Raw genomic sequence first — 22,986 nt, 5'->3', positions numbered from 1 at the left:
GCAGAACGGGACCGGTGGACGTCCACCGATCCCGTTCACCCATACGGGGAAGCCGCAGGCCAGAGGCCTCATCTGGCGTGGCTGCCCCCGGCTGCGAGCTGGGCCCAGACGAGTTTGCCGACGCCCTGGCGGGTGTTCACGCCCCAGCATCCGCGGGTGAGCTCCTGCACCAGCGCGAGGCCGCGCCCCCATTCGTCGTCCTCGGACGGCTGCCGCATCTCCGGCCGCTTCCCGTTCGCGTCATGCACCTCGATGCGCACGCCGCCGGCCAGCCGAATGACCCGCGTCTCGACCCGTCGCCCCGGCACCCGTCCGTGCACCACCGCATTCGTCATCAGCTCGGAGATGACGAGCACAGCCGGTTCGACGAGGCCTGCCAATCCCCAGTCGTTGAGCGTCTCCTCCAGCAGGTGCCGGGCCTGGCCGACCGAGCGGGGTGAGGACGGCCACCGCGTTGTCACCACGGAGGCCCCATCGCGAACTCCGCCCCTGGGCGGTACCTGTTGCATCGTCGTGCCTCCGTCGTCCCGGGGCCGTTACTCTCGGCGAAGTCGTGCGTGCTCTATGTGAGCAACCGCATGCAAGCGTGGCACTCCCGGCGCTACGGTGATAGCGCTCCAGCGGAATTCTGCCGTCAACTTTTCGCGTGAACTTCCTTGTCCCACCAGGGATTTCACACCCCACGACGACATCTCCCGCTGTGGCGCAGAAGGTTCCTTGCACGCGCGGAACCTTCCCCCACACACTGGAACACTGCGCGGAGGAGAAGCAGATGATCACAGACGTGGAGGCGGCAACGCCCGCTCTCTGCCGCCTCCAGTTAGGCAGCGAACTGCGCCAACTGCGGCTGGCCGCCGGCCTCAAGGGTGCCCAAGTGGTCAAAAAGCTGATCTGGAGCCCCTCGAAGCTCACCCGGCTGGAAACCGGGGAGAATTCGTCCGTCGAGACCGCTGATGTGATGGCCCTCTGCGAGATCTACGGAGCTGATCCGGAGACCCGGGCTCGGCTGCAGGGCTACGCGGCTGTCACCAAGACCAAACGCGACTGGTCGCTGATGCCTGAGTACCGCCCGGTCATCGGCCCTGGGATCAAGGCATTCCTGGACCTTGAGGCCACTGCAACCTCGCTCCAGAACTACGAGTCCCAATTCGTCCCCGGCCTGCTGCAGACCGAGGCGTACGTGCGCGCCATCCACCAACGCGCCCACCGGGAACGCCCAGCCGAGGACATCGACCGCGTGGTGTCGGTCCGCACCACCCGACAGGCGATCCTCAGTCGCGGAGACTCGCCCCTGAAGTTCACCGCGATCATCGACGAGGCGGTGCTGCTACGGAAAGTCGGCAGCCCGACCGTCATGCGCGATCAACTCAACCACGTCATCAACGTAGTTGAATCCCGGCACAATGTGAACGTGCAGGTTGTGCCCTTCCGCGTCGGCGCCCACTCGGGGATGAACGGATCGTTCTTCGTCATCCAGTTTCCGGAAAAGCTCGCGCTCAAGCCGATGGTCTACCTGGAGAACCTGACGGACGCCTGGGTCAAGAGAGGCGATAGTGCCGTGGAGCGCTACGGGGACTCGATCTCCGAACTCCGGGCCCTCGCTCCGGGACCGCAGGAGTCCTTGAACATGATCAAAGAAGCGATCAAGGAGCACTGATACCGATGACCACCACGGCTGACGTCCTCAAGCACACCAACTGGTTCAAGTCGAGCTACAGCAACGATCACGGCGGCGCATGCGTCGAGGGCGCCCGCCTCGCCGACGGATCGATGGCCGTCCGCGACTCCAAGGACCCGCACGGGCCCGCCCTGGTCTTCACCGCCGACGCATGGCAGTCGTTCGCGTCCGCGACCCAAAACGGCGAGTTCCCCGCAGCTTAAGGAGCAGAGATGCCGATGCCCACCAGCGCCCGCGCCCTCAACAACGCTGCCTGGTTCACATCCAGCTACAGCGACAACCAGGGCGGCGCATGCGTCGAGGGCGCCCGCCTGGCAGACGGCTCGATGGCCGTCCGCGACTCCAAGGACCCGCACGGGCCCGCCCTGGTCTTCACCGCCGACGCATGGCGGTCATTCGCGGCCGCAGTCGGGTACGGCGAGTTCCCCGACGCCTGAGTACGGACGGAGGGGGACGGGGGCGGAGGGGGTGGGGTTCGAAATGCTGCCGAGCTATTTGTGGGCCGCCAGGCCCGTAAATAGTCGATTTCGAACCCCACCCCCGGAGTCACCGGCCCCCGGCCCGCCCGCGCACCCGCAGCGTTACGCGATCCGGTCCAGCACAATCGGCTTGGGCTCGAACGCCGCGCCCGGCGCCCCCACCAGCACCCCACCGTCCAGCGCGTCCAGCGCGTACGCGAACTTCTCCGGCGTGTCCGTGTGCAGCGTCATGAGGGGCTGGCCCGCCACGACGGAGTCGCCCGGCTTGGCGTGGAGCTCGACGCCCGCGCCGAGCTGGACCACGTCCTCCTTGCGCGCGCGCCCGGCGCCGAGGCGCCACGCCGCGATACCGACGGCGTACGCGTCGAGGACTTCGAGGACGCCGCTCGTCGAGGCGTGCACGACGTGCTGTTCCCGCGCCACCGGCAACGTGGCGTCGGGGTCGCCGCCCTGGGCGGCGATCATGCGGCGCCAGACGTCCATCGCGGAGCCGTCCGCGAGGGCCTTCGCCGGATCGGCGTCGGGCAGACCGGCCGCGTCGAGCATCTCGCGCGCCAGCGCCAGCGTGAGCTCGACGACGTCGGAAGGCCCACCTCCCGCCAACACCTCGACAGACTCCCGCACCTCCAGCGCGTTACCGGCCGTGAGGCCGAGCGGCGTGGACATGTCCGTCAGCAGCGCGACCGTGCGCACGCCGTGGTCCGTACCGAGGCCGACCATCGTCGACGCCAGCTCGCGCGCGTCCTCGATCGTCTTCATGAAGGCGCCCGTGCCGACCTTCACGTCGAGCACGAGCGACCCCGTGCCCTCGGCGATCTTCTTCGACATGATCGAGGAGGCGATGAGCGGGATCGCCTCGACGGTGCCGGTGACGTCGCGCAGCGCGTAGAGCTTCTTGTCGGCGGGGGCGAGGCCGTCGCCCGCGGCGCAGATGACGGCGCCGGTGCCGCGCAGCACGTCGAGCATCTCGGCGTTGGTCAGCGACGCGCGCCAGCCCGGGATGGACTCCAGCTTGTCGAGGGTGCCGCCGGTGTGGCCGAGGCCGCGGCCGGACAGCTGCGGCACGGCCGCGCCGCACGCGGCCACGAGCGGGGCCAGCGGCAGCGTGATCTTGTCGCCGACGCCACCGGTGGAGTGCTTGTCGGAGGTGGGGCGCGGGAGGGAGGAGAAGTCCATCCGCTCACCGGAGTTGATCATCGCGGCGGTCCAGCGGGCGATCTCGGCACGGTCCATGCCGTTGAGGAGGATCGCCATGGCGAGCGCGGACATCTGCTCGTCGGCCACGACACCGCGCGTGTACGCGTCGATGACCCAGTCGATCTGCTCGTCGCTGAGGCGGCCGCGGTCGCGCTTGGTGCGGATGACGGAAATGACGTCCATGACAGGGGTTTCCTTAGCGGTTCAGGTCTTCGGAGCCGAAGGCGTCCGGCAGGACTTCGCTCATCGGGACGACGCCGCGCGGCGTGTCGACGAGGAGGCCGGGGCCGCCGTTCTCCCACAGCAGCTGGCGGCACCGGCCGCACGGCATGAGGAGGTTGCCGCGCAGGTCCACGCAGGTGAAGGCGGTCAGCCGGCCGCCGCCGGAGGCGTGCAGCGCGGAGACGAGTCCGCATTCGGCGCAGAGCGCGACTCCGTAGGAGGCGTTCTCGACGTTGCAGCCGACGACGACACGGCCGTCGTCGACGAGGGCGGCGGCGCCGACCGGGAAGTGCGAGTACGGGGCGTAGGCCCGGGACATGATGTCCTGGGCCTGCTTCCGCAAGCCCTCCCAGTCGACGGAGTCGACGGCCCCGGAGCCGGCCTCGGCACCAGCACCGGCCTCGGCACCCGCACCGGCACCCGCACCGGCACCGGCACCGGCACCCGCAGGCTCGTCGAAGCCCTCGGCAGGAGGATGCGTCACTTGCCCTGGCCCTTCCGGTACGGCTGGCCGTCGGCCGCCGGCATCCGCAGTCGCTGCGAGGCGAGCGCGAGCACCAGCAGGGTGACGATGTACGGCGTGGCCCCGACGAGCTGGTCCGGGACCGTGTCGGTCAGGGAGTACCAGACGACCAGCAGCGCGGCGACGGCGCCGCCCACCACGGCCGGCAGGTACTTCTTCTGGTAGAGCCGCCAGGCGGCCAGCGCGGCCAGGCCGACCGCGAGGGCGAGCAGCAGGGCGTGCACGGTCTCGCCGCCGTTGCGGAGCTGGAGGCTGTCGGAGTAGCCGAACAGGCCCGCGCCCATGGCGAGCCCGCCGGGCCGCCAGTTACCGAAGATCATGGCGGCGAGGCCGATGTAGCCGCGGCCGCCGGTCTGGCCCTCGTTGTAGATGTGCGAGGGGACGATGGCGAGGAACGCGCCGCCGAGGCCGGCGAGACCGCCGGAGGCGATGACCGCCAGGTACTTGTACTTGTAGACGTTGACGCCCAGCGACTCGGCGGCGATCGGGTTCTCACCGCAGGAGCGCAGCCGCAGACCGAACGCGGTCCGCCACAGGACGAAGAACGTGGCCACGAAGAGCGCCGCGGCCAGGATGGTGAGCGACGACAGGTCCGTGACGAGGCCGCCGATGATCCCGGCGATGTCCGAGATCAGGAACCAGTGGTGGCCTTCGAGGGTGTGCATCCAGTCGGAGAGGCCGGGGACGGTGAACGACTTGATGTCGTCCATCGGCGGCGACTGCTTGGGGCTGCCACCCGCGGCCGCGGCCTTGCCCATGCTGAACCAGATCTTGGCCAGGTACTGGGTGGTACCCAGCGCCAGGATGTTGATCGCCACACCGGAGACGATGTGGTCGACGCCGAAGGTAACGGTCACGACGGCGTGGATCAGGCCGCCGGCCGCGCCACCGAGGATGCCGGCGAGGACGGCGAGCCACGGGTTGGTCTGCCAGCCCGCCCACGCCCCGAAGAACATGCCGAGCATCATCATGCCCTCGAGGCCGATGTTGACCACGCCGGCCCGCTCCGACCACAGGCCGCCGAGGCCGGCGAGGCCGATCGGCACGGCCATGGTCAGGGCGCCGGAGATCTGCCCGGAGGATGTCATGTCGTTGGCGCCGGTGATGGCGCGTACGGCGGAGATGAGGATCAGCGCGCCCGCGATGATCAGCAGCACACGGGAGAACGTGAGCCTGGCGCGGATCTTCGCCGCGGGGCTCTTGGCGGTCTTGCCGGGGGTAGCCGTGGCGCTCACGCTGCCGCCTCCTGCTTGGTGCGGGCCTGGGCGGCGAGTTCTTCGCCGACCTTCTGTTGCTGGCGTTTGATGCCGTAGCGGCGGACGACCTCGTAGGCGATGACGACGCAGAGCACGATGATGCCCTGCATGACGCCGACGATTTCCTTGTCGTAGTCCTCGAACTCCAGCTTGCTGGACGCGATTTCCAACCAGCCCCACAGCAGCGCGGCCAGCGCGATACCGATCGGGTGGTTCCGGCCGAGCAGCGCCACGGCGATGCCCGTGAAGCCGATACCGGCCGGGAACTCGGTGCTGAACTGGTGCGCGTCGTTGAGCAGCACCGGCATGCCGACAAGACCGGCGATGGCGCCCGAGAGCAGCATGCTGGTGATGATCATGCGCTTGACGTTGACCCCGCTGGCGCCGGCCGCGGACTCCGAGCGGCCGACCGTCCGCAGGTCGAAGCCGAAGCGGGTGCGGGAGAGGCCGAACCAGTAGAGGACGCCGACGAGGACGGCGATGACGATGAAGCCCCAGATCGTGCCGTCCGTGCCCATGTCGAACCCGAAGAAGTGCCCCGAGGAGGGGATTTCCTTGGTGGAGACCGAGTTGGTGTCCGCGTGCAGCTGGGCGAGCCGGCCGGGGATCATGAAGTAGCCGATCACCGCGGTGGCGATGGCGTTCAGCATGATCGTGGTGATGACCTCGCTGACCCCGCGGGTCACCTTGAGCACACCCGCGATGCCCGCCCACATCGCGCCGACGAGCATCGCGGTGAGGATGATCAGCGGGATCTGGATGACGGAGGGCAGGTTCACCGCGCCGCCGACGACGGCCGCGAAGAAGGCCGCGAGGCGGTACTGGCCGTCGACGCCGATGTTGAACAGGTTCATCCGGAAGCCGATGGCCACCGCGATGCCGGCGAGGTAGTACGGCGTCGCCTTGTTGAGGATGAAGACCTGGCTGTCGCTTGTCAGGCCCTTGTCGAACATCACGTTGAACGCGTGGAACGGTTCCTTGCCGGTGGCCAGGAGCACGAGCGCGGTGAGGACGAAGGCGGCGACGATCGCCAGTACGGGAGCGGCCAGGCCGAGGATCAGCCGATCCTTGTCGAACTTCTTCATCGGTCCTCTCCTTCGGCGTCCGTGTGCTCGAGGTGGCCGGAAGCGGCGCCGGTCATGGCGGAACCCAGCTCCTCAGGAGTGATCGTGGCGGGGTCGGCGTCCGCGACCAGGTGGCCGCGGTACATCACCCGCAGGGTGTCGGACAGGCCGATCAGTTCGTCCAGGTCGGCGGAGATCAGCAGCACGGCGAGGCCCTCGCGGCGGGCCTGCCGGATCTGGTCCCAGATCTGCGCCTGCGCGCCGACGTCCACACCGCGGGTCGGGTGCGCGGCGATCAGCAGCTTGGGCAGGTGGCTCATCTCGCGGCCGACGATCAGCTTCTGCTGGTTGCCGCCGGAGAGGGACGCCGCGGTGACCTCGATGCCGGGCGTACGGACGTCGTACTCCTTGACGATCCGTTCGGTGTCGCGGCGGGCCGCGGTCAGGTCCAGCAGCGCGCCGCGGCTGTTGGGCTTCTCGGTGACGTGGCCGAGGATGCGGTTCTCCCACAGCGTGCCTTCGAGGAGCAGGCCGTGCCGGTGGCGGTCCTCGGGGATGTACCCGATGCCGTCCTCGCGCCGCTTGCGGGTGGGGGCGGTGGAGATGTCGGCGCCGTCCAGGGTGATCACCCCGGCGTCGGGGGTCCGCATCCCCATGATGGCCTCGACCAGTTCGGCCTGGCCGTTGCCCTCGACCCCGGCGATGCCGAGCACTTCGCCCTTGTGGATCGTCAGGCTGACGTCGCCGAGCACGGTGCGCTCGATGCCCTCGGCGTCGACGGCGGCCAGCTTCAGCCCCTTGACGTCCAGCAGGACCTCGCTGGTCACCGTGGACTCGCGGGTCTCCGGCGACGGCAGTTCACTGCCGACCATGAGTTCGGCGAGCTGCTTGACGGTGACCGACTTCGGGTCGGCGTCGCCGACCGTCGTACCGCGGCGGATGACCGTGATCGCGTCGGCGACCGAGAGCACCTCGCCCAGCTTGTGCGAGATGAAGATGATCGTCAGGCCCTCGGACTTGAGCTCGCGGAGGTTGGCGAAGAGCGCCTCGACCTCCTGCGGCACGAGGACCGCGGTCGGCTCGTCCAGGATCAGGGTGCGGGCGCCGCGGTAGAGGACCTTGAGGATCTCCACGCGCTGCCGGTCGGCCACCCCGAGGTCCTCGACGAGGAGGTCGGGGCGGACGCCGAGGCCGTAGGCGTCGGAGAGCTCCTTGATCTTGGCGCGGGCCTTGCCGCCGATGCCGTGCAACTGCTCGGCCCCGAGAACGATGTTCTCCAACACGGTGAGGTTGTCGGCCAGCATGAAGTGCTGGTGCACCATCCCGATGCCGAGCCGGATGGCGTCGGCCGGGGTGTGCAGGTCCGCCTTCTCGCCGTCGAGGGTGATGGTCCCCTCGTCGGGGCGCTGCATCCCGTAAAGGATCTTCATGAGGGTCGACTTGCCCGCGCCGTTCTCGCCGACCAGGGCGTGGACGGTGCCACGGAGCACGGTGATGTCGATGTCGCGGTTGGCGACGACGCCGGGGAAGCGTTTGGTGATGCCGCGGAGTTCGACGGCGGGGGGACTGCTGGACGCGTTGATGACGCACTCTCCTCGCGGGGCAGAGCGGAGCGATGGGGGTGAACGTATCGCGAGGATCGGACTCTACGCGCGTAGCGGCGCCAGATCCACAGTTGTCGCGGGATACATACGGCACGGTGGCCGCACAAGGCACGAGGCCCGGCAGGGAGCGTGACGTTCCCTGCCGGGCCTCGCGTCGGTGATCAGCTGGTCGGAGTCGTCCGGACCGTCAGCGTGCCGTCGGTGATCTTCTTCTTCGCGGCGTCGAGCTGGGCCTGGATGTCATCGATGTAGCCACCGGAGGTGGCCAGGCCGACGCCACCCGCCTTGAGGTTGTAGACGTGCGTGCCGGTCAGCGGCTTGCCGTCCTTGACGCTCTTGATGACGTCGTAGACCGAACCGTCGACGTTCTTGACGGCGGAGGTCAGGATCGCGGTCTTCCACTGCGCCAGGCCCTTGTCCTGGTACTGGTCGCCGTCGACGCCGATCGCCCAGGTGCCCTTCTTGCCCGCGACGGCCTCGATGGCGCCGGAGCCGGAGCTGCCCGCGGCCGCGTAGATCACGTCGATGCCGCGGTCGAGCATGCCCTTGGCCTTGGCCTTGCCCTCAGCCGGCTTCGCGAAGCCGGAGAAGTCGCCGCCCTGGGTGATGTACTCGATGTCGACCGAGACGTCGGGCTTGGTGTCCTTGACGCCCTGCTGGTAGCCGGCCGCGAACTTCTTGATCAGCGTGGTGTCCACGCCGCCGATGAAGCCGACCTTGTTGGTCTTGGTCTTCAGCGCCGCGGCGACACCCGCGAGGTAGGAGCTCTGCTCCTCGGTGAAGTTGATGCTGTCGATGTTCGCGCCCTCGACCACGGAGTCGACGATCGCGAAGGTCGTCTTCGGGAACTTCTTCGAGACGGCCTTCACCGAGTCGGCATAGGCGAAGCCGACACCGATGACCGGGTTGTAGCCCGCACCGGCGAGGTCGTTGAGCTTCTGCTCGCGGTCCGCCTCGGTGTCGGTGTTCTTGGCGGTGAGCTCCTTGCTGCCCAGGTTGAACTCGGCCTTGGCCTTGTCCAGTCCCTTGGCGGCGGAGTCGTTGAAGGAGTGGTCGCCTCGGCCGCCGACGTCGTAGGCGATACCGACGCCCTTGTCCTTGCTGTCGTCGGAGCTGCTGCTGCCACACGCGGTGGCGGTGAGGGCGAGGGCCGCGGACGCGACACCCGCAGCAACGATCTTGGTAACCCGGCGCACGAGGGTCCCCTTCATTCGAAAGCGCCCCGTCCGGCGCTGGCTAAGCGGGAGCTTAACGCGCGTAGATGTCAGGTAAAGGCTGAATGAAGACCTGTTATCGGATCGACGCATTTCGGCCAGGTGAACCACCCGTAAGCACCACGCCACCCACCGTCAGACCAGCAGCGCAGCCCCTGCGAGCAGCTCGGCGCCGATCACGACCGGGTCCTCGGCGTCCTGGGATTCACCCGGATGGACGCCGTGTCGCGCCGGCCCGTCGGCGGGTCGCAGACCGAGCCTGGCGAGCGCTCCCGGCACGTGCTCCAGGTACCAGGCGAAGTCCGCGCAGCCGAGGCTCTGACCGGTGTCCTCGACGGCGTGCGCGCCGCGGCTCAGCGTGATCGCCTCGCGCAGCAGCTCCGTCGACTCCACCTCGTTGACGACCGGCGGGACGACGCGCTGGTACCGGATCTCGCACTTCGCCCGGTACATGCCGGCCACCTGGTCGATCACCTCGTGCACCAGGTCGGGCGCGTCGTTCCAGGCCGCCAGGTCCAGGCAGCGGACGGTGCCCTCCAGCTCCGCGTGCTGCGGGATCACGTTGCAGGCGTGGCCGGCCTCGATGCGGTCCCACACGACCCGGACGCCGGAGCGCGGGTCCATCCGGCGGGCCAGCACGGCCGGCAGTTCGGTGGCCATCTTGGCGGTGGCCATCACCAGGTCGGTCGTCAGATGCGGGCGGGCGCTGTGGCCGCCCGCGCCGTCGAGCTTCAGGACCAGACGGCCGACGGCCGCGGTGATCGGGCCCTGCCGCAGACCGATCCGTCCGGCGTCGGTGTCCAGGTCGCCGTGCACGGCGAGGATCCGGCCGACGCCCTCCAGCACCTCCGCCTCGATGGCGCCGAGCGCTCCGCCCGGGGTCGCCTCGTCCGTCGGCTGCAGGATCAGCCGCACCGGGCGCGGCAGCCTGCCCTCGCGTTCCAGGGCGGCGAGCGCCAGAGCGGCGCCGAGCAGCACCGCGTCGATGTCGCTGTGCAGTGCCAGACGCGGACAGGCGGGGTCGGTGGCGCCGATGTCACAGACGATTCCGGTCCCGCCGGGCAGTACCCGCGGCCGTAGACCGTCCTGCTCCAGCCGGGCCAGAACGGCCGCGGCGGCGGCCTCGGCGTCGTGGGAGTCCGGCCGGCCCGTTGCGGGGCGGCGGCTCAAGTCCCGGCGGAACGCGATCAGTTCGGCGCGCAGCCCCGCGGGCAGCGCGCCGGATGGCACTGCGGGTGAGTCGTTCACCTCCGACAGCGTAGGCCCCATGGGAGATCCTCCAGCGTTGATCGAGAGAAATTCATTCCTGTTGAAGGAGAAGAAATCACCCGATCGGCGCATACCCAATCCCTCTGGGGGGTATCACGGCCTCTTGGGCCTTCACCACCCATCCCATCCTCGCTCAACGATCCATCGATCGCGAGGCAACGGCTCCGGCGCAGGGGGTGTCCCGTGCCACACCGGGGTCCGGTGGCCCGGAGCGTAGGGGCCGGGCATCGCGGCCCACTGGATCCGCGGGGGGATCCGGGCCTGGACAAGCCCCCTAAGCGGTCGCGGTGACGGAGGTCAGGCCGTGCAGGTCCCTGGCGGTGCCGGTGATGCCGGAGAGGAAGCCCTGCGCGCGGGGTGAGGCGGTGTGGGTGAGCCAGCCGTCGTCGATGTCGCGGACGACGACCTTGACCCCGGTGCCGGCCAGCGCGAGCGGCAGCGTGTGGACGACCGTGGACGGGAAGCTCAGCACGGTGTGACCGATCGGCCCCCGGCGGGCGACCAGTTCCAGCGGCAGGTCGGGGCGGACGATCTCCAGCCCGGTCTGGACGGCGAGCCGGTGCAGCTTGGCCGTGTCCTCGCGGCGGTGCGCGAAGTAGCGGGTGGCGCCGTGGGATTCGGCGAGGGTGGCGACCGCGGCGAGGTAACGGTCGAGGTCGACGACCCCGGTCTCGACGAGGGACGTGCCGATGATGTCGGTGCCGGCGGTGATCCGCGGCGGCCCGAAGCGCGACCGCGTCCACGCGAACCGGTTGGCGCGCAGCGCCATCCCGGCCGGCGGTGTCGCGGGCATCGCGCTGAAGAGTTCGACGGTGCGGCGGCGGCCGGGGGTCAGCCGGCGGCGGGCGGCCGAGGCGAAGACCGCGAAGGCCGCGTCGACGGGCGACCGGCGGCCCGCGCGGTGCCAGCGCACCAGACGGCCGCCCCTGCTCAGGATCTCGGTGAACTCCATGGTGGCGGTGCCGTCGTCGACCACGGTGATCTCCCGGGCCCGGCACAGCGGCAGGAGCACCTGCACCAGCCGGGAGAACGGATCACCGATGACGAGGTGGCGTACGCGCAGCAGCAGCGGCGCCAGGGTCATGGCGGTACGCAGGAGGCCGAGCCGGTTGCTGCGGGCCTCGAACCAGCGGACGGTGACGCCGTCGTCCCGGGCGAGCTCCGCCATGCGGCGCAGCTGCCCGCGGCTCATCGGGTCGCGGGGCGAGAGCACCACGACGGTGAGCGGGCCGGTGACCGGGCCGCCGCCCGGGGCGGACGGAGCCGCCCCGGGACGCGGTGCGGCGACCGCGGTCGGGGGGTGTATGTGCGACCACTCCAGGACGTTGAGGAGCTGGACAGGGGACTCGACCAGTGCGAGCGGTCCCCGGCCGGTTGCGGGCGCGGTCATCCCGTACTCCTCGTTCTCATGGTTCGCGTGGTGCGCGGTGCCCTCGGGTCATGGGGGCGTGCGCGGGGCCCGGCCGCTCGGGCCGGGGTGGCGCGGTCCGTCAGACGGAGGCGGTGGCGCGGTCCGAGCCCGACGCCTCGGCCTCGGCGACGACGCCGGGGACGCGGCGGAGCTTCTTCATCGGGCCGAGCTCGCCCTCGTAGACCTTCTTGACGCCGTCGCCGAGCGAGGTCTCGATGATGCGGATGTCGCGGACCAGGCGCTCCAGTCCCTGGGACTCGACGGAGGCGGCCTGGTCGGAGCCCCACATGGCGCGGTCGAGGGTGATGTGGCGCTCGATGAAGACCGCGCCGAGGGCGACGGCGGCCAGCGTCGTCTGGAGGCCGACCTCGTGGCCGGAGTAGCCGACGGGCACGTTCGGGTACTCGGCCTGCAGGGTGTTGATCATGCGCAGGTTGAGCTCTTCGTGCTTCGCCGGGTACGTGGACGTGGCGTGGCACATCACGATGTTGTCGCTGCCGAGCACCTCGACGGCGTGCCGGATCTGCTTCGGGGTGGACATCCCGGTGGAGAGGATGATCGTCCGGCCGGTGGCGCGCAGCGCGCGCAGCAGGTCGTCGTCGGTGAGGCAGGCGGAGGCGACCTTGTGGGCCGGGAGGTCGAACTTCTCCAGGAACGCGACGGACTCGACGTCCCACGGGGACGCGAACCAGTCGATGCCGCGCTTGCGGCAGTAGTCGGAGATGGCGTTGTAGTCGTTCTCGTCGAACTCGACGCGGTGCCGGTAGTCGATGTACGTCATGCGGCCCCAGGGGGTGTCGCGCTCGATCTCCCACTGGTCGCGCGGGGTGCAGACCTCGGGGGTGCGCTTCTGGAACTTCACGGCGTCGCAGCCGGCCGCGACCGCGGCGTCGATGAGCGCGAAGGCGTTCTCCAGGTCACCGTTGTGGTTGATGCCGATCTCGCCGGTGACGTAGACGGGCTGTCCGGTGCCGATGTAGCGGGTGCCGACCGGACGGAGGTTCTTCGGGGTCAGGGGGGTGCTGGTCACTGGGAGAGATCCTTTGCGGAGAGAGGTGCTGAGGGGACTGCTGTGAGGGGTGCGTAAGGAGGGTCGGTAGGAGGGGCGGCCAGATTCGGGCCGAGAATCCACCCGGCGATCTCGCGGATCGCGCCGCGGCCGCCCGGGGTGGAGGTGATGGAGCGGGCCGAGGCCCGTACGACGTCGTGGGCGTTGGCCACGGCGACGGGCCAGCCGGCGAGCGCGAAGCAGGGCAGGTCGTTGACGTCGTTGCCGACGTACAGGACCCGCTCGGGGGCGATCGTCTGCTCCTCGCACCACTGCTTGAGGGCGAGGTCCTTGCGGGCGATGCCGTGGAGCACGGGCACCTGGAGCTTCCTGGCCCGTGCCGCGACGACCGGGTTGGTCTCCGAGGACAGGATCAGTACGGGGAGTCCGGCGCGGCGCAGTGCCGCGATGCCGAGCCCGTCGCCGCGGTGCACCGCGACGGTCTCCCGTCCCTGGGCGTCGACCAGCACCGTGTCGTCGGTCTGGGTGCCGTCGAAGTCGAGTACCACCGCGTCGATGTCGTCGAGGGTGGGGGTGGAGCCGGCGTCGAGGAGCGGCGCGAGAGCGCGGGCCCGGACGAGGTCGTCCGGCTCGTCGATCTCCAGGACGCGGGCCGGTTCGGTGCGGACCAGTGCGGTGCGGCCGAAGAACCGGTGGCCGGCGGCTCGGAAACCGGGGGCGCGCATGGCGTACGCGGCGCCGGTCTCCAACAGGTCCTGGGGGCGGTCCTGGCGGCGCGGGCGGGTGGCCTTGTCGTGGTTGACCCCCTGACCGCCGTCCTCGCCCTCACGCCAGACGAAGCCGTGGAAGGGGGCGACGGTGTGCGCGGTGTCGGCGCCGTCCTCGATGACGGCGGCGGCGACGCCGTCGACCTCCTCGCGGGTGAGGAAGGGGCTGGTGCACTGCACGAGCAGAACGACGTCGAGAACGCCGCCGCGCATCGCCTCGTAGGCGTCCATCGCGTGCAGGACGGCGGCCTCGCTGCTCGCCGTGTCGCCCGCGATGGCCGCGGGCCGCAGGACGACCTCGGCGCCGGCGGCGCGGGCCGCCTCGGCGATGGCGGGGTCGTCGGTGGACACGGCCACGTCGGTGACCAGCCGTGCCGCGAGGCATTCGCGCACCGCCCGGGTCACCAGCGGGACGCCGCCGACGGGCGCGAGGTTCTTGCCGGGGACGCCCTTGGAGCCGCCCCGGGCGGGGATGACGGCGAGGACGCGGGCGCCCGCGGGAACGGGAACGGGAGTGGGCGCGGACAGTGGGGTGGTCACGGGTGCTCCGGTCGGTCGGTTCGTCACAGCTGGCCCCAGCGGCGGATGACGGGCGCGACGCGCTGCACGCCCTGCCGGTAGGCGGTACGTGCGGAGTTGCGCGCGGCGTCCCGCAGCGCCCGGCGCAGGGCACTGGGCTCGCGCTCGGCGACCGCGCCGGGCAGCGGCTCGCCCTTGGCGTCGAGGCCGTGCCGGGCCAGCACGCCCGGCAGATAGCCGGGGGCGGTCAGCGGGGTGTAGTACGGCGCGGGCGGCGGCAGTTCGCCGGCAGCGACAAGGGTGGTGACGCGCTCACGCAGGGCCCCGAACGGGTCTTCCGAGGCCACGCCCTGGGCGGCGAGCCAGCCGGGGTCGGCCTGCGGGACATGGCCCTCGTCGAGCTGGTCCCAGGAGGCGAAGCAGCCCGAGCCGAGGAAGTGGTGGTTGCCGAGGGACTCACGGATGCCGAGGTCGGTGAGGACGGCGGTGGGGACGGAGCGGTGCAGGGACTCCAGGGCCGCGGTGGAGCTGACGGTCACCAGGAGGTCCGTGCGGTCCAGGACCTCGCCCATGTGCCCGTAGACCAGCCGCAGGTTGTCGGGCGGGCCGAGCTTGGCGACGAGCTTCTGGTACGGGTGCTCCTCGATGTGCGTGGTGTGCTCACCGGGCTTGCTGCGCAGCTTGACCAGCACCTCGCGCTCCGGGTGCCGCCGGGCGTGCTCCACCGCGCGGCGGGCCAGATAGGTGCGGTCCGTACGGCCTTCCGGCGCGGACGGCTGCACGGCGAAGGTGACGGTGAACGGCCGCTCGTCCGACGGCCGGTAGGGCGCGCCCTCCAGGAACGGCAGCGCGGTCTCGACGATGCCTGCGGTGTCAGCGCCGACACCCGCGTAGGTGTCGCGGAACCGCTGGGCGTCGTGCGCGCTGTTGGCCAGCACCACATCGGCGCCGGCCCGCAGCAGCAGGCCGTCGGCGAGCTTCTCGTAGACCACGCCGACGTATCCGGTGACGACCACCGGGCGGCGGGTGCTGCCCTCCCAGGCGCGGGCCAGACCGTGCAGCATGGCCTGGACGGTGCCGCCGACACAGGCGAGTACGACCACGTCGCAGCCGCCCTCGGCGTCCTGGCCGTGGCCGGCCTCGCTCAGGAACTCGGCGGCGGTGACCTCGCGCATCGACTCCGCGGGTATGCCGATCTCGGCGAGCTGGCGGCTCGTCGGAGTGGCCCGGCCACGGAGCAGACGGGCATCGAGCCGGACATCGGACGAAATACGGCGCGCTGTCAGCGCACCCCATTTCCAACGGGTGTCCGAATCGGCGAGAACGGTGATCCGCAACGGACCGGAAGAACTTTTCGGCACGACGCAGACGCTAGGAATCCGTTCCGAGCAGCGTTCCAACGTTGAGCCAACGGACGGTAAACAGCGTGCCGCGAATTGCCCAACCATGCTTAAGGGGCGGCTGCTTCATGGTCCCGACATGTGCCGTTCACCTGAGGGTCCGCGCAATGTCGGCCGCCGAGTCCGGTCGGCCCCTAACGTTCAGCAGGTGGTCAAGCTCTCCGTCATTGTGCCGTTTTACAACGTGCAGGCATTCGCACCCGACATGCTCCAAAGTCTTCGTGCGAACTCCCGCCCGGATTTCGAATTCATCCTGGTCGACGACCGTTCGACGGATGACACCCCGAAAATCCTGGAGCGGGCGACACGCACCCTTCCCGGCTCCGTTCTCGTGGCGCGCGAGACCAATGGCGGCCTGGCCACCGCCCGCAACACCGGAATCGACGCGGCGCGCGGCGAGTTCCTCACCTTCCTCGACGGCGACGACTGGCTGGCCCCCGGCTATCTGTCGCAGCTGCTCGCGGCCATCGAGGAGCTCGGTACCGACTTCGTCCGTACCGACCATGTGCAGTGCACCGACCGGGTCCGCGTCATCACTCATGTGCCGCACGGCCGGCGCGGGGTGGTGCTGAACCCGCGGGAGGCGATCCTGCCCACCGCGCGGCCGACCTCCGTCGACTATCCCTTCGCCTGGGCCGGGATCTACCACCGCCGGCTCGCCGACGCGGGGCTGCTGCACTTCCCCGACGGGCTGCGGACCGCCGAGGACCGGCCGTGGATCTGGCGGCTGCACCGGGAGGCGGCGTCCTTCGCGGTGGTGGGCCTGCTCGGGGTCTTCTACCGGCGCGGCATCGCCACCTCGCTCACCCAGATCGGCGACGTACGGCAGCTGGACTTCATCCGCTCCTTCGACCAGGTGCTCGCGGAGACCGCCGCCGACCGGGACGCGGACCGCTTCCTGCCGAAGGCGGTACGGACCTACTGCGCGATCATCGCCCACCACCTCAACTCCATCGAACGCTTCGAACCGCAGGTCGCACGCCAGTTGAAGACGATGAGCGCCGCCGCCCTGAAGCGGATGCCGCAGGACATCCTCATGGAGGCGCTGGACTCGATGGGTGTCGACCGCAGCGTCCCGCTCCGCCGCCTGCGAAGGCGGCTCGCCTCCTCGACCGGGACGGTGGCCGCCTGATGGCCCGCGCACGCACCCAGATCCATGTGGCGTCGACGCTGTACGGCGCCGCCACCATCGCGGCGGCCCTGGACGCCGGGCTGTTCGGCCCCGCGGACCGGCGGCTGCTGCTGATCAGCAACAACTCCGCCGTTCCGGAGACCACGCCCGCCGTCGACGAGGCCCCCGGCTTCGGGGCGCTGCGCGGCCGGTTCGACCGGGTGCTGTCGTGGAACGAGACCATCGCGCCGATGCACCCCAGCGACTGGGCGCCGCGTCCGGAGGACGTCCCCATGTGGGAGCGGTATCTGCGGATGCTGTGGGACCTCGGTGACGACGATGTGGAACTGATCGTCGAGTCGATCCAGGTCAAACCCGCCGCCGCGCTGGTCCGGCTCTTCCCGGCCGCGCCGATCGAGGTCTACGCGGACGGCCTCATGTCGTACGGCCCGACCCGCGACAAGCTCGAACCGCTGGTGACCACCCGCATCAACCAGCTGCTCCATCTCGACCTGGTGACCGGACTGCGGCCGCTGCTGCTGACCGAGCACGGCATCGAACCGCGGATCGTGCCCGCCGCGGAGTTCACCAAGGTGCTGGCGGAACTCGCCGACGCGAGCGACGGGCCGGACGAGGCCGAGCTGTCCGCGGTCCCCGAGGACGCGGCGCTGCTGCTCGGCCAGTACCTGTCCGCGCTGGGGATCCTCACGGCCGTCGAGGAGGAGGAGCTGCACCTGCGGATGCTGCGCGGCGCGGCGGCCCTCGGGCACCGGCGGATCGTCTTCAAGCCGCACCCCATCGCCCCCGCGCACTGGTCGGAGCCGCTGGAGCGGGAGGCGGCCGCGCTCGGTGTGGAGCTGACGGTGCTGGACTCCCCCGTGCTGGCCGAGGTGCTGTACCAGCGGGCCCGTCCGGCGCTGGTGGTCGGCTGCTACTCGACGGCGCTGCTCACCGCCTCGGCGTTCTACGGGATCCCGGTGGCGCGGACCGGTACGGAGATGCTGCTGGAGCGGCTGTCGCCGTACCAGAACAGCAATCGCGTCCCGGTCACCATCGTCGACTCCCTGCTGCCCGATCTCGACGACGCCGAAGCCGTCCGCACCTGGTCCCCGCCGGCCCCCGAACGGATCGCCGGGGACCTCACGCCGCTGCTGCGCGCCGTCGGGTTCTGCATGCGGGCCGAGCTGTACCCGGAGTTGCGCGAGGAGACCGTCTCCTATCTGTCGAAGGAGCTGAACGCCCGTACCTGGCGGTACTTCAAGCGCCGCCGGCTCGCTTCGCTGGCCCTGCCGGGCGTGGTCCCTGCGCAGCTGGCGTTCCTGCCCCGCAATCCCCTGCTCCGTCGCGTCGCCCGCCGCGCACGCGCCTTGAAGAAGGCTGCCATCGGATGAGTCTCCAGCTCCAGCAGGTCACCGCTCAGGACCCGGCACCGGATGCCGCACCGGACGCGGTGGTGGCCGCCGCACCGCGGCCCGGCCGGCTGCGGGCGCTCGACGGGCTGCGGCTCGTGGCCGCGCTCATGGTGTGCCTCTACCACTACGCGGGGCGCGGCGGCGATGCCTGGAAGGCCTGGGGGCAGACGCCCGCGCTGGTCTTCCCCGAGCTGTCGAAGGTGGCCGTCTACGGGCCGCTCGGCGTCCAGATCTTCTTCGTGATCAGCGGGTTCGTCATCTGCATGAGCGGCTGGGGGCGCACCCTCAAGGGCTTCGCGGTCTCCCGGGCGACCCGGCTGTACCCGGCCTACTGGGCGGCCGTCCTGCTGGTCACCGCCGTCTTCGCACTGCCCGGTGTGGTCTGGAAGACCGTCTCGCCGAGCGATCTGCTCACCAACATGACGATGCTGCAGATGCCGGTCGGGGCCGACCGGGTGCTCGGTGTGTGCTGGACCCTGTGGGCGGAGCTGCGGTTCTATCTGCTCTTCGCGCTGGCCGTCGTGTGGCCGGGCGCCACCCGCCGCCGGGTGCTGGCGTTCTGCGGGCTGTGGACGATGGGCGCGGTGCTCGCGGACGCGTCGGGCGAGGCGTTCCTCAAGACCGTGCTGATGCCGGAGTACGCGCCGTTCTTCATCGGCGGCATCGGGATCTATCTGGTCCACCGCTTCGGCAACGACCCGCTGTCCTGGGGTGTCGTCGGGGTCGGCTGGCTGTTCGGCCAGCACTACGCGGTCAAGGGGCTGATCCCGAACGCGCATGCCGCGCACGTCTTCCAGCACCGCTCCGAGTCGGTGATCATCCTCATCGTGACCCTCGGCTTCGCGGCGGTGGCGGCGGTCACCCTGCTGCCCCGGGTCGCGGGCGTCGACTGGCGCTGGCTGACGACGGCGGGAATCCTGACCTATCCCTTCTATCTGGTCCATGAACACCTGGGCTGGGTCGTCATCTTCCAGCTGCACCAGCGCCTGCACATGCCGTCGTACGCCGTGCTGCCGCTCACCGCCGGGTCGATGCTGGTGCTGGCGTGGCTGTTGCACCGGTTCGTGGAACGTCCGCTGGCGCCCCGGCTCAAGCGCTTTCTGACGATGGTCCCGAAAGCTCCCGTCCGCTGACCGAACCTTGACCGTTTTCTCAACTACCCATGAAGCAAAGGGTCTTGGCTTCTGGAACCCGTCGGTACGCTCTGTCCGCATGGCACCCAACAGCGCCCACGACGTGGGCGTACTCATCGCCGGAGCAGGCCCCACCGGTCTGGCGCTCGCGGTCGACCTGGCCCGCCGGGGGATATCCGCCCGCCTCGTCGAACAGTCGGACCGGCTCTTCCCGGGCTCGCGCGGCAAGGGCTTGCAGCCGCGCACCCTGGAGGTCCTCGACGACCTCGGCGTGATCGACGCCGTCCTCGCGTCCGGCGGCCCGTACCCGCTGATGATGGGCTGGCAGGACGACCGGCGGCTCGGTGAGTGGGACCTGCTGGAGCGCTTCGCGCCGACGCCGCAGGCCCCGTACGGCGAGGTATGGATGCTCACCCAGTGGCGCACCCAGGAGATCCTCCACGAGCGACTGCGGGAACTCGGCGGCGGCGTCGAGTTCGGGACCGCGCTCACCGGCATCACCCAGGACGCCGACGGGGTCGACGCGGCACTGTCCCTTCCCGACGGCACGGCCGGCACCGTCCGGGCCCGCTTCCTGGTCGCCGCCGACGGCGGACGCGGCACCGGCCGCCGGGCGCTCGGCGTCGGGATGACCGGCGAGACCATCGACCCGCACCCGATCCTGATCGCCGATCTGCTCCTCGGCGGCATCGACCGCGACCACTGGCACGTCTGGCCCAAGGCGGAGGGCGGCACCGTCATGCTCTGCCCGCTGGCCGGCACCGACCACTTCCAGCTGCTCGCCCAGTACACGGACACCGGCAGCGAGCCGGACGGCACCGTCGAGGGGATCCGCGAGCTCATCGGGGCCCGGACGCCGATCGGCGCCGAGCAGGTCCACGAGGTGCTCTGGGCTTCCGCCTTCCACCCCAGCGCGGCCATGGCCGACCACTTCCGCGTCGGCCGGGTGTTCCTCGCCGGCGACGCCGCGCACATCCACTCACCGGCCGGCGGGCAGGGCCTGAACACCGGCGTCCAGGACGCGTACAACCTGGGCTGGAAGCTCGGCCAGGTACTGCGGCACGGTGCGGGACCCGAGCTCCTCGACAGCTACGAGGAGGAGCGGCTGCCGATCGCCGCCGACGTCCTGGGCCTCAGCACCCGGCTGCACGGTGCGACCCGCGACGGCGACGACACCGCCGCCCGGCAGCGCGGCACCGACACCCACGGCCTGGAGCTGAACTACCGGGGTGGGCCGCTCACGCGGGAACTCCGGCCCGCAGCGCTACCCGGGGGAACGCTGCCTGACACGGGGCCGCGCGCGGGCGACCGGGCCCCGGACGCGCCGCTGGCCGGCGGCGGCCGGCTCTTCGACCTGTTCCGCGGCCCGCACTTCACCCTGCTCGCCCTGGGGACCGCCCAGCTGCCGCCGGACCCGGGGGCGTGGGCGGGCCCGGGGGCGGATCCGGGCCTGGTGCACGCGCACCGGATCGACGACGCCCCGGAGCACGGCGCGAACAGCGCGTACGCGGTCTACGGCGACGGGCTGTTCGTCGTCCGCCCCGACGGCTACCTCGGCCTGGCCACGGAGGATCCGGCCGATGTGGCCGGGTACCTTGCCCGCTTCACCGGCTGACCCTGCGGTGAAATGGGTCACGATCCGCCATAAAGGTGAGTTTGCCCCTGTACAGCGGGCGAAAGGCCCCCGCATCCTGGGCAGCTGCGGGGGGCTTCTCATCGGCGGACGACAGGACTGGCAATGGCGGAGATCGCAGCGGCGCGTACCGGTACCGGCGGGCCCCAGGAGGGCCGGAAGATCGTCGAGCACATCGTCGGCTGGACGCTCTGCATCGTCGTGGCGATGCTGATCACGCAGCTGCACCTGCTCTGACCGGCGGCCTCCGACCTCCAGGGCCCGCCTGCTCAGAACGCGTCGGTCGGGACGTACGTCCCCCACACCTCGCGCAGCGCGTTGCAGACCTCCCCGACCGTGGCCCGCGCGCGCAGCGCGTCCTTCATCGGGTACAGGACGTTGTCCGTGCCCTGGGCCGCCTTCTGCAGCGCCGCGAGCGCGGTGTCGACGGCGCCCTGGTCCCGGGTGGCGCGCAGCGTCGCCAGCCGCGCGGCCTGCTGGGCCTCGATGGCCGGGTCGACGCGCAGCGGGTCGTACGGGTCCTCCTCGTCGAGCTGGAAGCGGTTCATACCGACCACCACGCGTTCGCCCGCGTCCTGCTCCAGGGCGATGCGGTACGCGCTGCGCTCGATCTCGCCCTTCTGGAAGCCGTGCTCGATCGCGTTGACGGCGCCGCCCAGGTCCTCGACCTTCCGCATCAGGTCCAGCGCGAGGGCCTCGACCTCGTCGGTCATCGTCTCGACCACGTAGGAGCCCGCGAACGGGTCGACGGTCGCGGTCACATCGGTCTCGTAGGCGAGCACCTGCTGGGTGCGCAGCGCCAGCCGGGCCGACTTGTCGGTGGGCAGCGCGATGGCCTCGTCGAAGGAGTTGGTGTGCAGCGACTGCGTGCCGCCGAGCACCGCGGCGAGGCCCTGGATGGCGACGCGGACGAGGTTGACCTCGGGCTGCTGCGCGGTGAGCTGCACGCCTGCGGTCTGGGTGTGGAAGCGCAGCATCTGCGATTTGGGGTTCTTCGCGCCGAACTCGTCCCGCATCACCCGCGCCCAGATCCGGCGGGCGGCGCGGAACTTCGCGACCTCTTCGAGGATGGTCGTGCGCGAGACGAAGAAGAACGACAGGCGGGGCGCGAAGTCGTCCACGTCCATGCCCGCGGCGACGGCGGTGCGGACGTACTCGATGCCGTCGGCGAGCGTGAAGGCGATCTCCTGCGCGGGCGAGGCGCCGGCCTCGGCCATGTGGTAGCCGGAGATCGAGATCGTGTTCCACTTCGGGATCTCGGTGCGGCAGTACTTGAAGATGTCGGCGATCAGCCGCAGCGACGGCTTCGGCGGGAAGATGTACGTGCCGCGCGCGATGTACTCCTTGAGCACGTCGTTCTGGATGGTGCCGGTCAGCCGGTCGGCCGGGACGCCCTGCTCCTCGCCGACGAGCTGGTACATCAGCAGCAGAAGCGCGGCGGGTGCGTTGATCGTCATCGACGTGGACACCTTGTCCAGCGGGATGTTCCCGAAGAGCACCTTCATGTCGTCGACGGAGTCGATGGCGACGCCGACCTTGCCCACCTCGCCGCTGGAGATCTTGGCGTCGGAGTCGTGGCCCATCTGCGTCGGCAGGTCGAAGGCGACGGACAGGCCCATCGTGCCGTTGGCGATCAGCTGCTGGTAGCGGGCGTTGGATTCGACCGCCGTGCCGAACCCGGCGTACTGCCGCATGGTCCAGGGCCGGCCGGTGTACATCGACGGGTAGACGCCGCGGGTGAACGGGTACTCCCCCGGCTCGCCGAGCTTCTCCGCGGGATCCCAGCCGTCGAGTGCCTCAGGCCCGTAGACCGGCTCGATGGGCAGTCCACTCTCGGTGGACCGGGCGGTGTCCGTCTCGCGCGCCATGGTTCACGCCTCCGCATCGCTGTCGCGTTACTGGTGGGTAATATCCTGTCTCCGGCACGGACTGTAGTTGCGGGCGTGCGAGCCGTGGAGGGGCCCGCGCTGGGAGCTTCCTCACAGTCTTGTCTCTCCGATGTCACGAAACAGTCTTGCTCCGGATCCGTGCAACTGCACGGGCGGGTTGAGTGTCTAGCCGGGTAACTGCAGATTCTGGGGGGCA

General features: G+C 70.4%; 21 protein-coding genes. 8 read left to right on the top strand and 13 right to left on the bottom strand.

Going from position 1 to position 22,986, the window contains the following annotated elements:
• Positions 1–68 precede the first annotated feature (68 nt).
• The gene (locus tag C8250_RS26390; protein ID WP_244809364.1) at positions 69–464 is read right to left on the bottom strand and encodes an ATP-binding protein; all 396 of its coding nucleotides are present in this window, start codon (positions 462–464) and stop codon (positions 69–71) included.
• A gap of 308 nt (positions 465–772) precedes the next feature.
• On the opposite strand from C8250_RS26390, the gene C8250_RS26385 reads away from it, so the two are divergent.
• Genes C8250_RS26385 through C8250_RS26375 form a run of 3 tightly spaced genes read left to right on the top strand, consistent with a single transcriptional unit; the run spans position 773 to position 2,115 of the window.
• Positions 773–1,657 (top strand): helix-turn-helix transcriptional regulator, encoded by an 885-nt coding sequence (locus C8250_RS26385; RefSeq protein ID WP_138352219.1) that lies wholly within the window; start codon positions 773–775, stop codon positions 1,655–1,657.
• 5 nt (positions 1,658–1,662) lie between these two features.
• Entirely contained in the window at positions 1,663–1,881 is a 219-nt protein-coding gene (locus C8250_RS26380; protein WP_138352220.1) for a DUF397 domain-containing protein, read from the top strand.
• A gap of 15 nt (positions 1,882–1,896) precedes the next feature.
• Positions 1,897–2,115, top strand: a complete 219-nt coding sequence (locus C8250_RS26375; RefSeq protein ID WP_138352282.1) for a DUF397 domain-containing protein — start codon at positions 1,897–1,899, stop codon at positions 2,113–2,115.
• A 144-nt stretch (positions 2,116–2,259) separates the two neighbouring features.
• Here C8250_RS26375 and C8250_RS26370 read toward each other — a convergent pair whose 3' ends face one another.
• The 11 genes from C8250_RS26370 to C8250_RS26320 form a co-directional block, all read right to left on the bottom strand.
• Positions 2,260–3,537, bottom strand: coding sequence for a thymidine phosphorylase (locus C8250_RS26370; RefSeq protein ID WP_138352221.1), 1,278 nt, complete (start codon positions 3,535–3,537; stop codon positions 2,260–2,262).
• A 13-nt stretch (positions 3,538–3,550) separates the two neighbouring features.
• The gene (locus C8250_RS43710) at positions 3,551–4,060 is read right to left on the bottom strand and encodes a cytidine deaminase (protein ID WP_138352222.1); all 510 of its coding nucleotides are present in this window, start codon (positions 4,058–4,060) and stop codon (positions 3,551–3,553) included.
• The gene (locus C8250_RS43705; RefSeq protein WP_244809848.1) at positions 4,057–5,283 is read right to left on the bottom strand and encodes an ABC transporter permease; all 1,227 of its coding nucleotides are present in this window, start codon (positions 5,281–5,283) and stop codon (positions 4,057–4,059) included. Before C8250_RS43705 ends, C8250_RS43710 begins: the two co-directional genes overlap by 4 nt.
• A gap of 47 nt (positions 5,284–5,330) precedes the next feature.
• On the bottom strand, positions 5,331–6,440 hold the full coding sequence (locus C8250_RS26355) for an ABC transporter permease (protein WP_138352223.1): 1,110 nt from the start codon (positions 6,438–6,440) through the stop codon (positions 5,331–5,333).
• The gene (locus C8250_RS26350; protein ID WP_244809846.1) at positions 6,437–8,002 is read right to left on the bottom strand and encodes an ABC transporter ATP-binding protein; all 1,566 of its coding nucleotides are present in this window, start codon (positions 8,000–8,002) and stop codon (positions 6,437–6,439) included. Before C8250_RS26350 ends, C8250_RS26355 begins: the two co-directional genes overlap by 4 nt.
• 182 nt (positions 8,003–8,184) lie before the next feature.
• Positions 8,185–9,219, bottom strand: a complete 1,035-nt coding sequence (locus C8250_RS26345; protein WP_138352225.1) for a BMP family ABC transporter substrate-binding protein — start codon at positions 9,217–9,219, stop codon at positions 8,185–8,187.
• Between the two features lie 153 nt (positions 9,220–9,372).
• Entirely contained in the window at positions 9,373–10,506 is a 1,134-nt protein-coding gene (locus C8250_RS26340) for an amidohydrolase (protein ID WP_138352226.1), read from the bottom strand.
• A 274-nt stretch (positions 10,507–10,780) separates the two neighbouring features.
• Positions 10,781–11,896 carry a hypothetical protein gene (locus C8250_RS26335; protein ID WP_138352227.1) on the bottom strand — a complete coding sequence of 372 codons (1,116 nt, stop codon included), beginning with the start codon at positions 11,894–11,896 and terminating at the stop codon, positions 10,781–10,783.
• A gap of 100 nt (positions 11,897–11,996) precedes the next feature.
• On the bottom strand, positions 11,997–12,932 hold the full coding sequence (locus C8250_RS26330) for an N-acetylneuraminate synthase family protein (RefSeq protein WP_138352285.1): 936 nt from the start codon (positions 12,930–12,932) through the stop codon (positions 11,997–11,999).
• A gap of 11 nt (positions 12,933–12,943) precedes the next feature.
• A complete protein-coding gene (locus tag C8250_RS26325) occupies positions 12,944–14,233 on the bottom strand; it encodes an acylneuraminate cytidylyltransferase (protein ID WP_244809362.1) in 1,290 nt (429 codons plus the stop codon).
• Between the two features lie 23 nt (positions 14,234–14,256).
• Positions 14,257–15,573: a DUF6716 putative glycosyltransferase gene (locus C8250_RS26320; protein ID WP_138352228.1), complete on the bottom strand. Its 1,317-nt coding sequence runs from the start codon at positions 15,571–15,573 to the stop codon at positions 14,257–14,259.
• A gap of 187 nt (positions 15,574–15,760) precedes the next feature.
• On the opposite strand from C8250_RS26320, the gene C8250_RS26315 reads away from it, so the two are divergent.
• From C8250_RS26315 to C8250_RS26295, 5 genes are all read left to right on the top strand, one after another.
• Positions 15,761–16,744 (top strand): glycosyltransferase family 2 protein, encoded by a 984-nt coding sequence (locus tag C8250_RS26315; protein WP_138352229.1) that lies wholly within the window; start codon positions 15,761–15,763, stop codon positions 16,742–16,744.
• Positions 16,744–18,114: a polysialyltransferase family glycosyltransferase gene (locus tag C8250_RS26310; RefSeq protein WP_138352230.1), complete on the top strand. Its 1,371-nt coding sequence runs from the start codon at positions 16,744–16,746 to the stop codon at positions 18,112–18,114. The genes C8250_RS26315 and C8250_RS26310 overlap by 1 nt, the downstream gene beginning before the upstream one ends.
• Positions 18,111–19,268, top strand: coding sequence for an acyltransferase (locus tag C8250_RS26305; RefSeq protein ID WP_138352231.1), 1,158 nt, complete (start codon positions 18,111–18,113; stop codon positions 19,266–19,268). The genes C8250_RS26310 and C8250_RS26305 overlap by 4 nt, the downstream gene beginning before the upstream one ends.
• Before the next feature lie 79 nt (positions 19,269–19,347).
• The gene (locus tag C8250_RS26300; RefSeq protein ID WP_138352232.1) at positions 19,348–20,883 is read left to right on the top strand and encodes an FAD-dependent monooxygenase; all 1,536 of its coding nucleotides are present in this window, start codon (positions 19,348–19,350) and stop codon (positions 20,881–20,883) included.
• A 123-nt stretch (positions 20,884–21,006) separates the two neighbouring features.
• A complete protein-coding gene (locus tag C8250_RS26295; RefSeq protein WP_138352233.1) occupies positions 21,007–21,138 on the top strand; it encodes an SCO1431 family membrane protein in 132 nt (43 codons plus the stop codon).
• 32 nt (positions 21,139–21,170) lie between these two features.
• Here the strand turns inward: C8250_RS26295 and C8250_RS26290 are convergent, their stop codons facing one another.
• Positions 21,171–22,769: a methylmalonyl-CoA mutase family protein gene (locus C8250_RS26290; RefSeq protein ID WP_138352234.1), complete on the bottom strand. Its 1,599-nt coding sequence runs from the start codon at positions 22,767–22,769 to the stop codon at positions 21,171–21,173.
• Positions 22,770–22,986: the final 217 nt, after the last annotated feature.

This window comes from Streptomyces sp. So13.3 (genome assembly GCF_005860785.2).
GTDB lineage: Bacteria > Actinomycetota > Actinomycetes > Streptomycetales > Streptomycetaceae > Actinacidiphila > Actinacidiphila fildesensis.
The sequence above is the reverse complement of the archived record's forward strand: the minus strand, read 5'-3'. Positions and strand labels throughout refer to the sequence as shown.

Bases quoted from the DNA above. Each gene is read 5' to 3' on its own strand.
- C8250_RS26385 (WP_138352219.1), top strand. From the start codon at position 773: ATGATCACAGACGTGGAGGCGGCAACGCCCGCTCTCTGCCGCCTCCAG.
- C8250_RS26380 (WP_138352220.1), top strand. From the start codon at position 1,663: ATGACCACCACGGCTGACGTCCTCAAGCACACCAACTGGTTCAAGTCG.
- C8250_RS26375 (WP_138352282.1), top strand. From the start codon at position 1,897: ATGCCCACCAGCGCCCGCGCCCTCAACAACGCTGCCTGGTTCACATCC.
- C8250_RS26370 (WP_138352221.1), bottom strand. From the start codon at position 3,537: ATGGACGTCATTTCCGTCATCCGCACCAAGCGCGACCGCGGCCGCCTC.
- C8250_RS26355 (WP_138352223.1), bottom strand. From the start codon at position 6,440: ATGAAGAAGTTCGACAAGGATCGGCTGATCCTCGGCCTGGCCGCTCCC.
- C8250_RS26340 (WP_138352226.1), bottom strand. From the start codon at position 10,506: ATGGGGCCTACGCTGTCGGAGGTGAACGACTCACCCGCAGTGCCATCC.
- C8250_RS26335 (WP_138352227.1), bottom strand. From the start codon at position 11,896: ATGACCGCGCCCGCAACCGGCCGGGGACCGCTCGCACTGGTCGAGTCC.
- C8250_RS26310 (WP_138352230.1), top strand. From the start codon at position 16,744: ATGGCCCGCGCACGCACCCAGATCCATGTGGCGTCGACGCTGTACGGC.
- C8250_RS26305 (WP_138352231.1), top strand. From the start codon at position 18,111: ATGAGTCTCCAGCTCCAGCAGGTCACCGCTCAGGACCCGGCACCGGAT.
- C8250_RS26300 (WP_138352232.1), top strand. From the start codon at position 19,348: ATGGCACCCAACAGCGCCCACGACGTGGGCGTACTCATCGCCGGAGCA.
- C8250_RS26295 (WP_138352233.1), top strand. From the start codon at position 21,007: ATGGCGGAGATCGCAGCGGCGCGTACCGGTACCGGCGGGCCCCAGGAG.
- C8250_RS26290 (WP_138352234.1), bottom strand. From the start codon at position 22,769: ATGGCGCGCGAGACGGACACCGCCCGGTCCACCGAGAGTGGACTGCCC.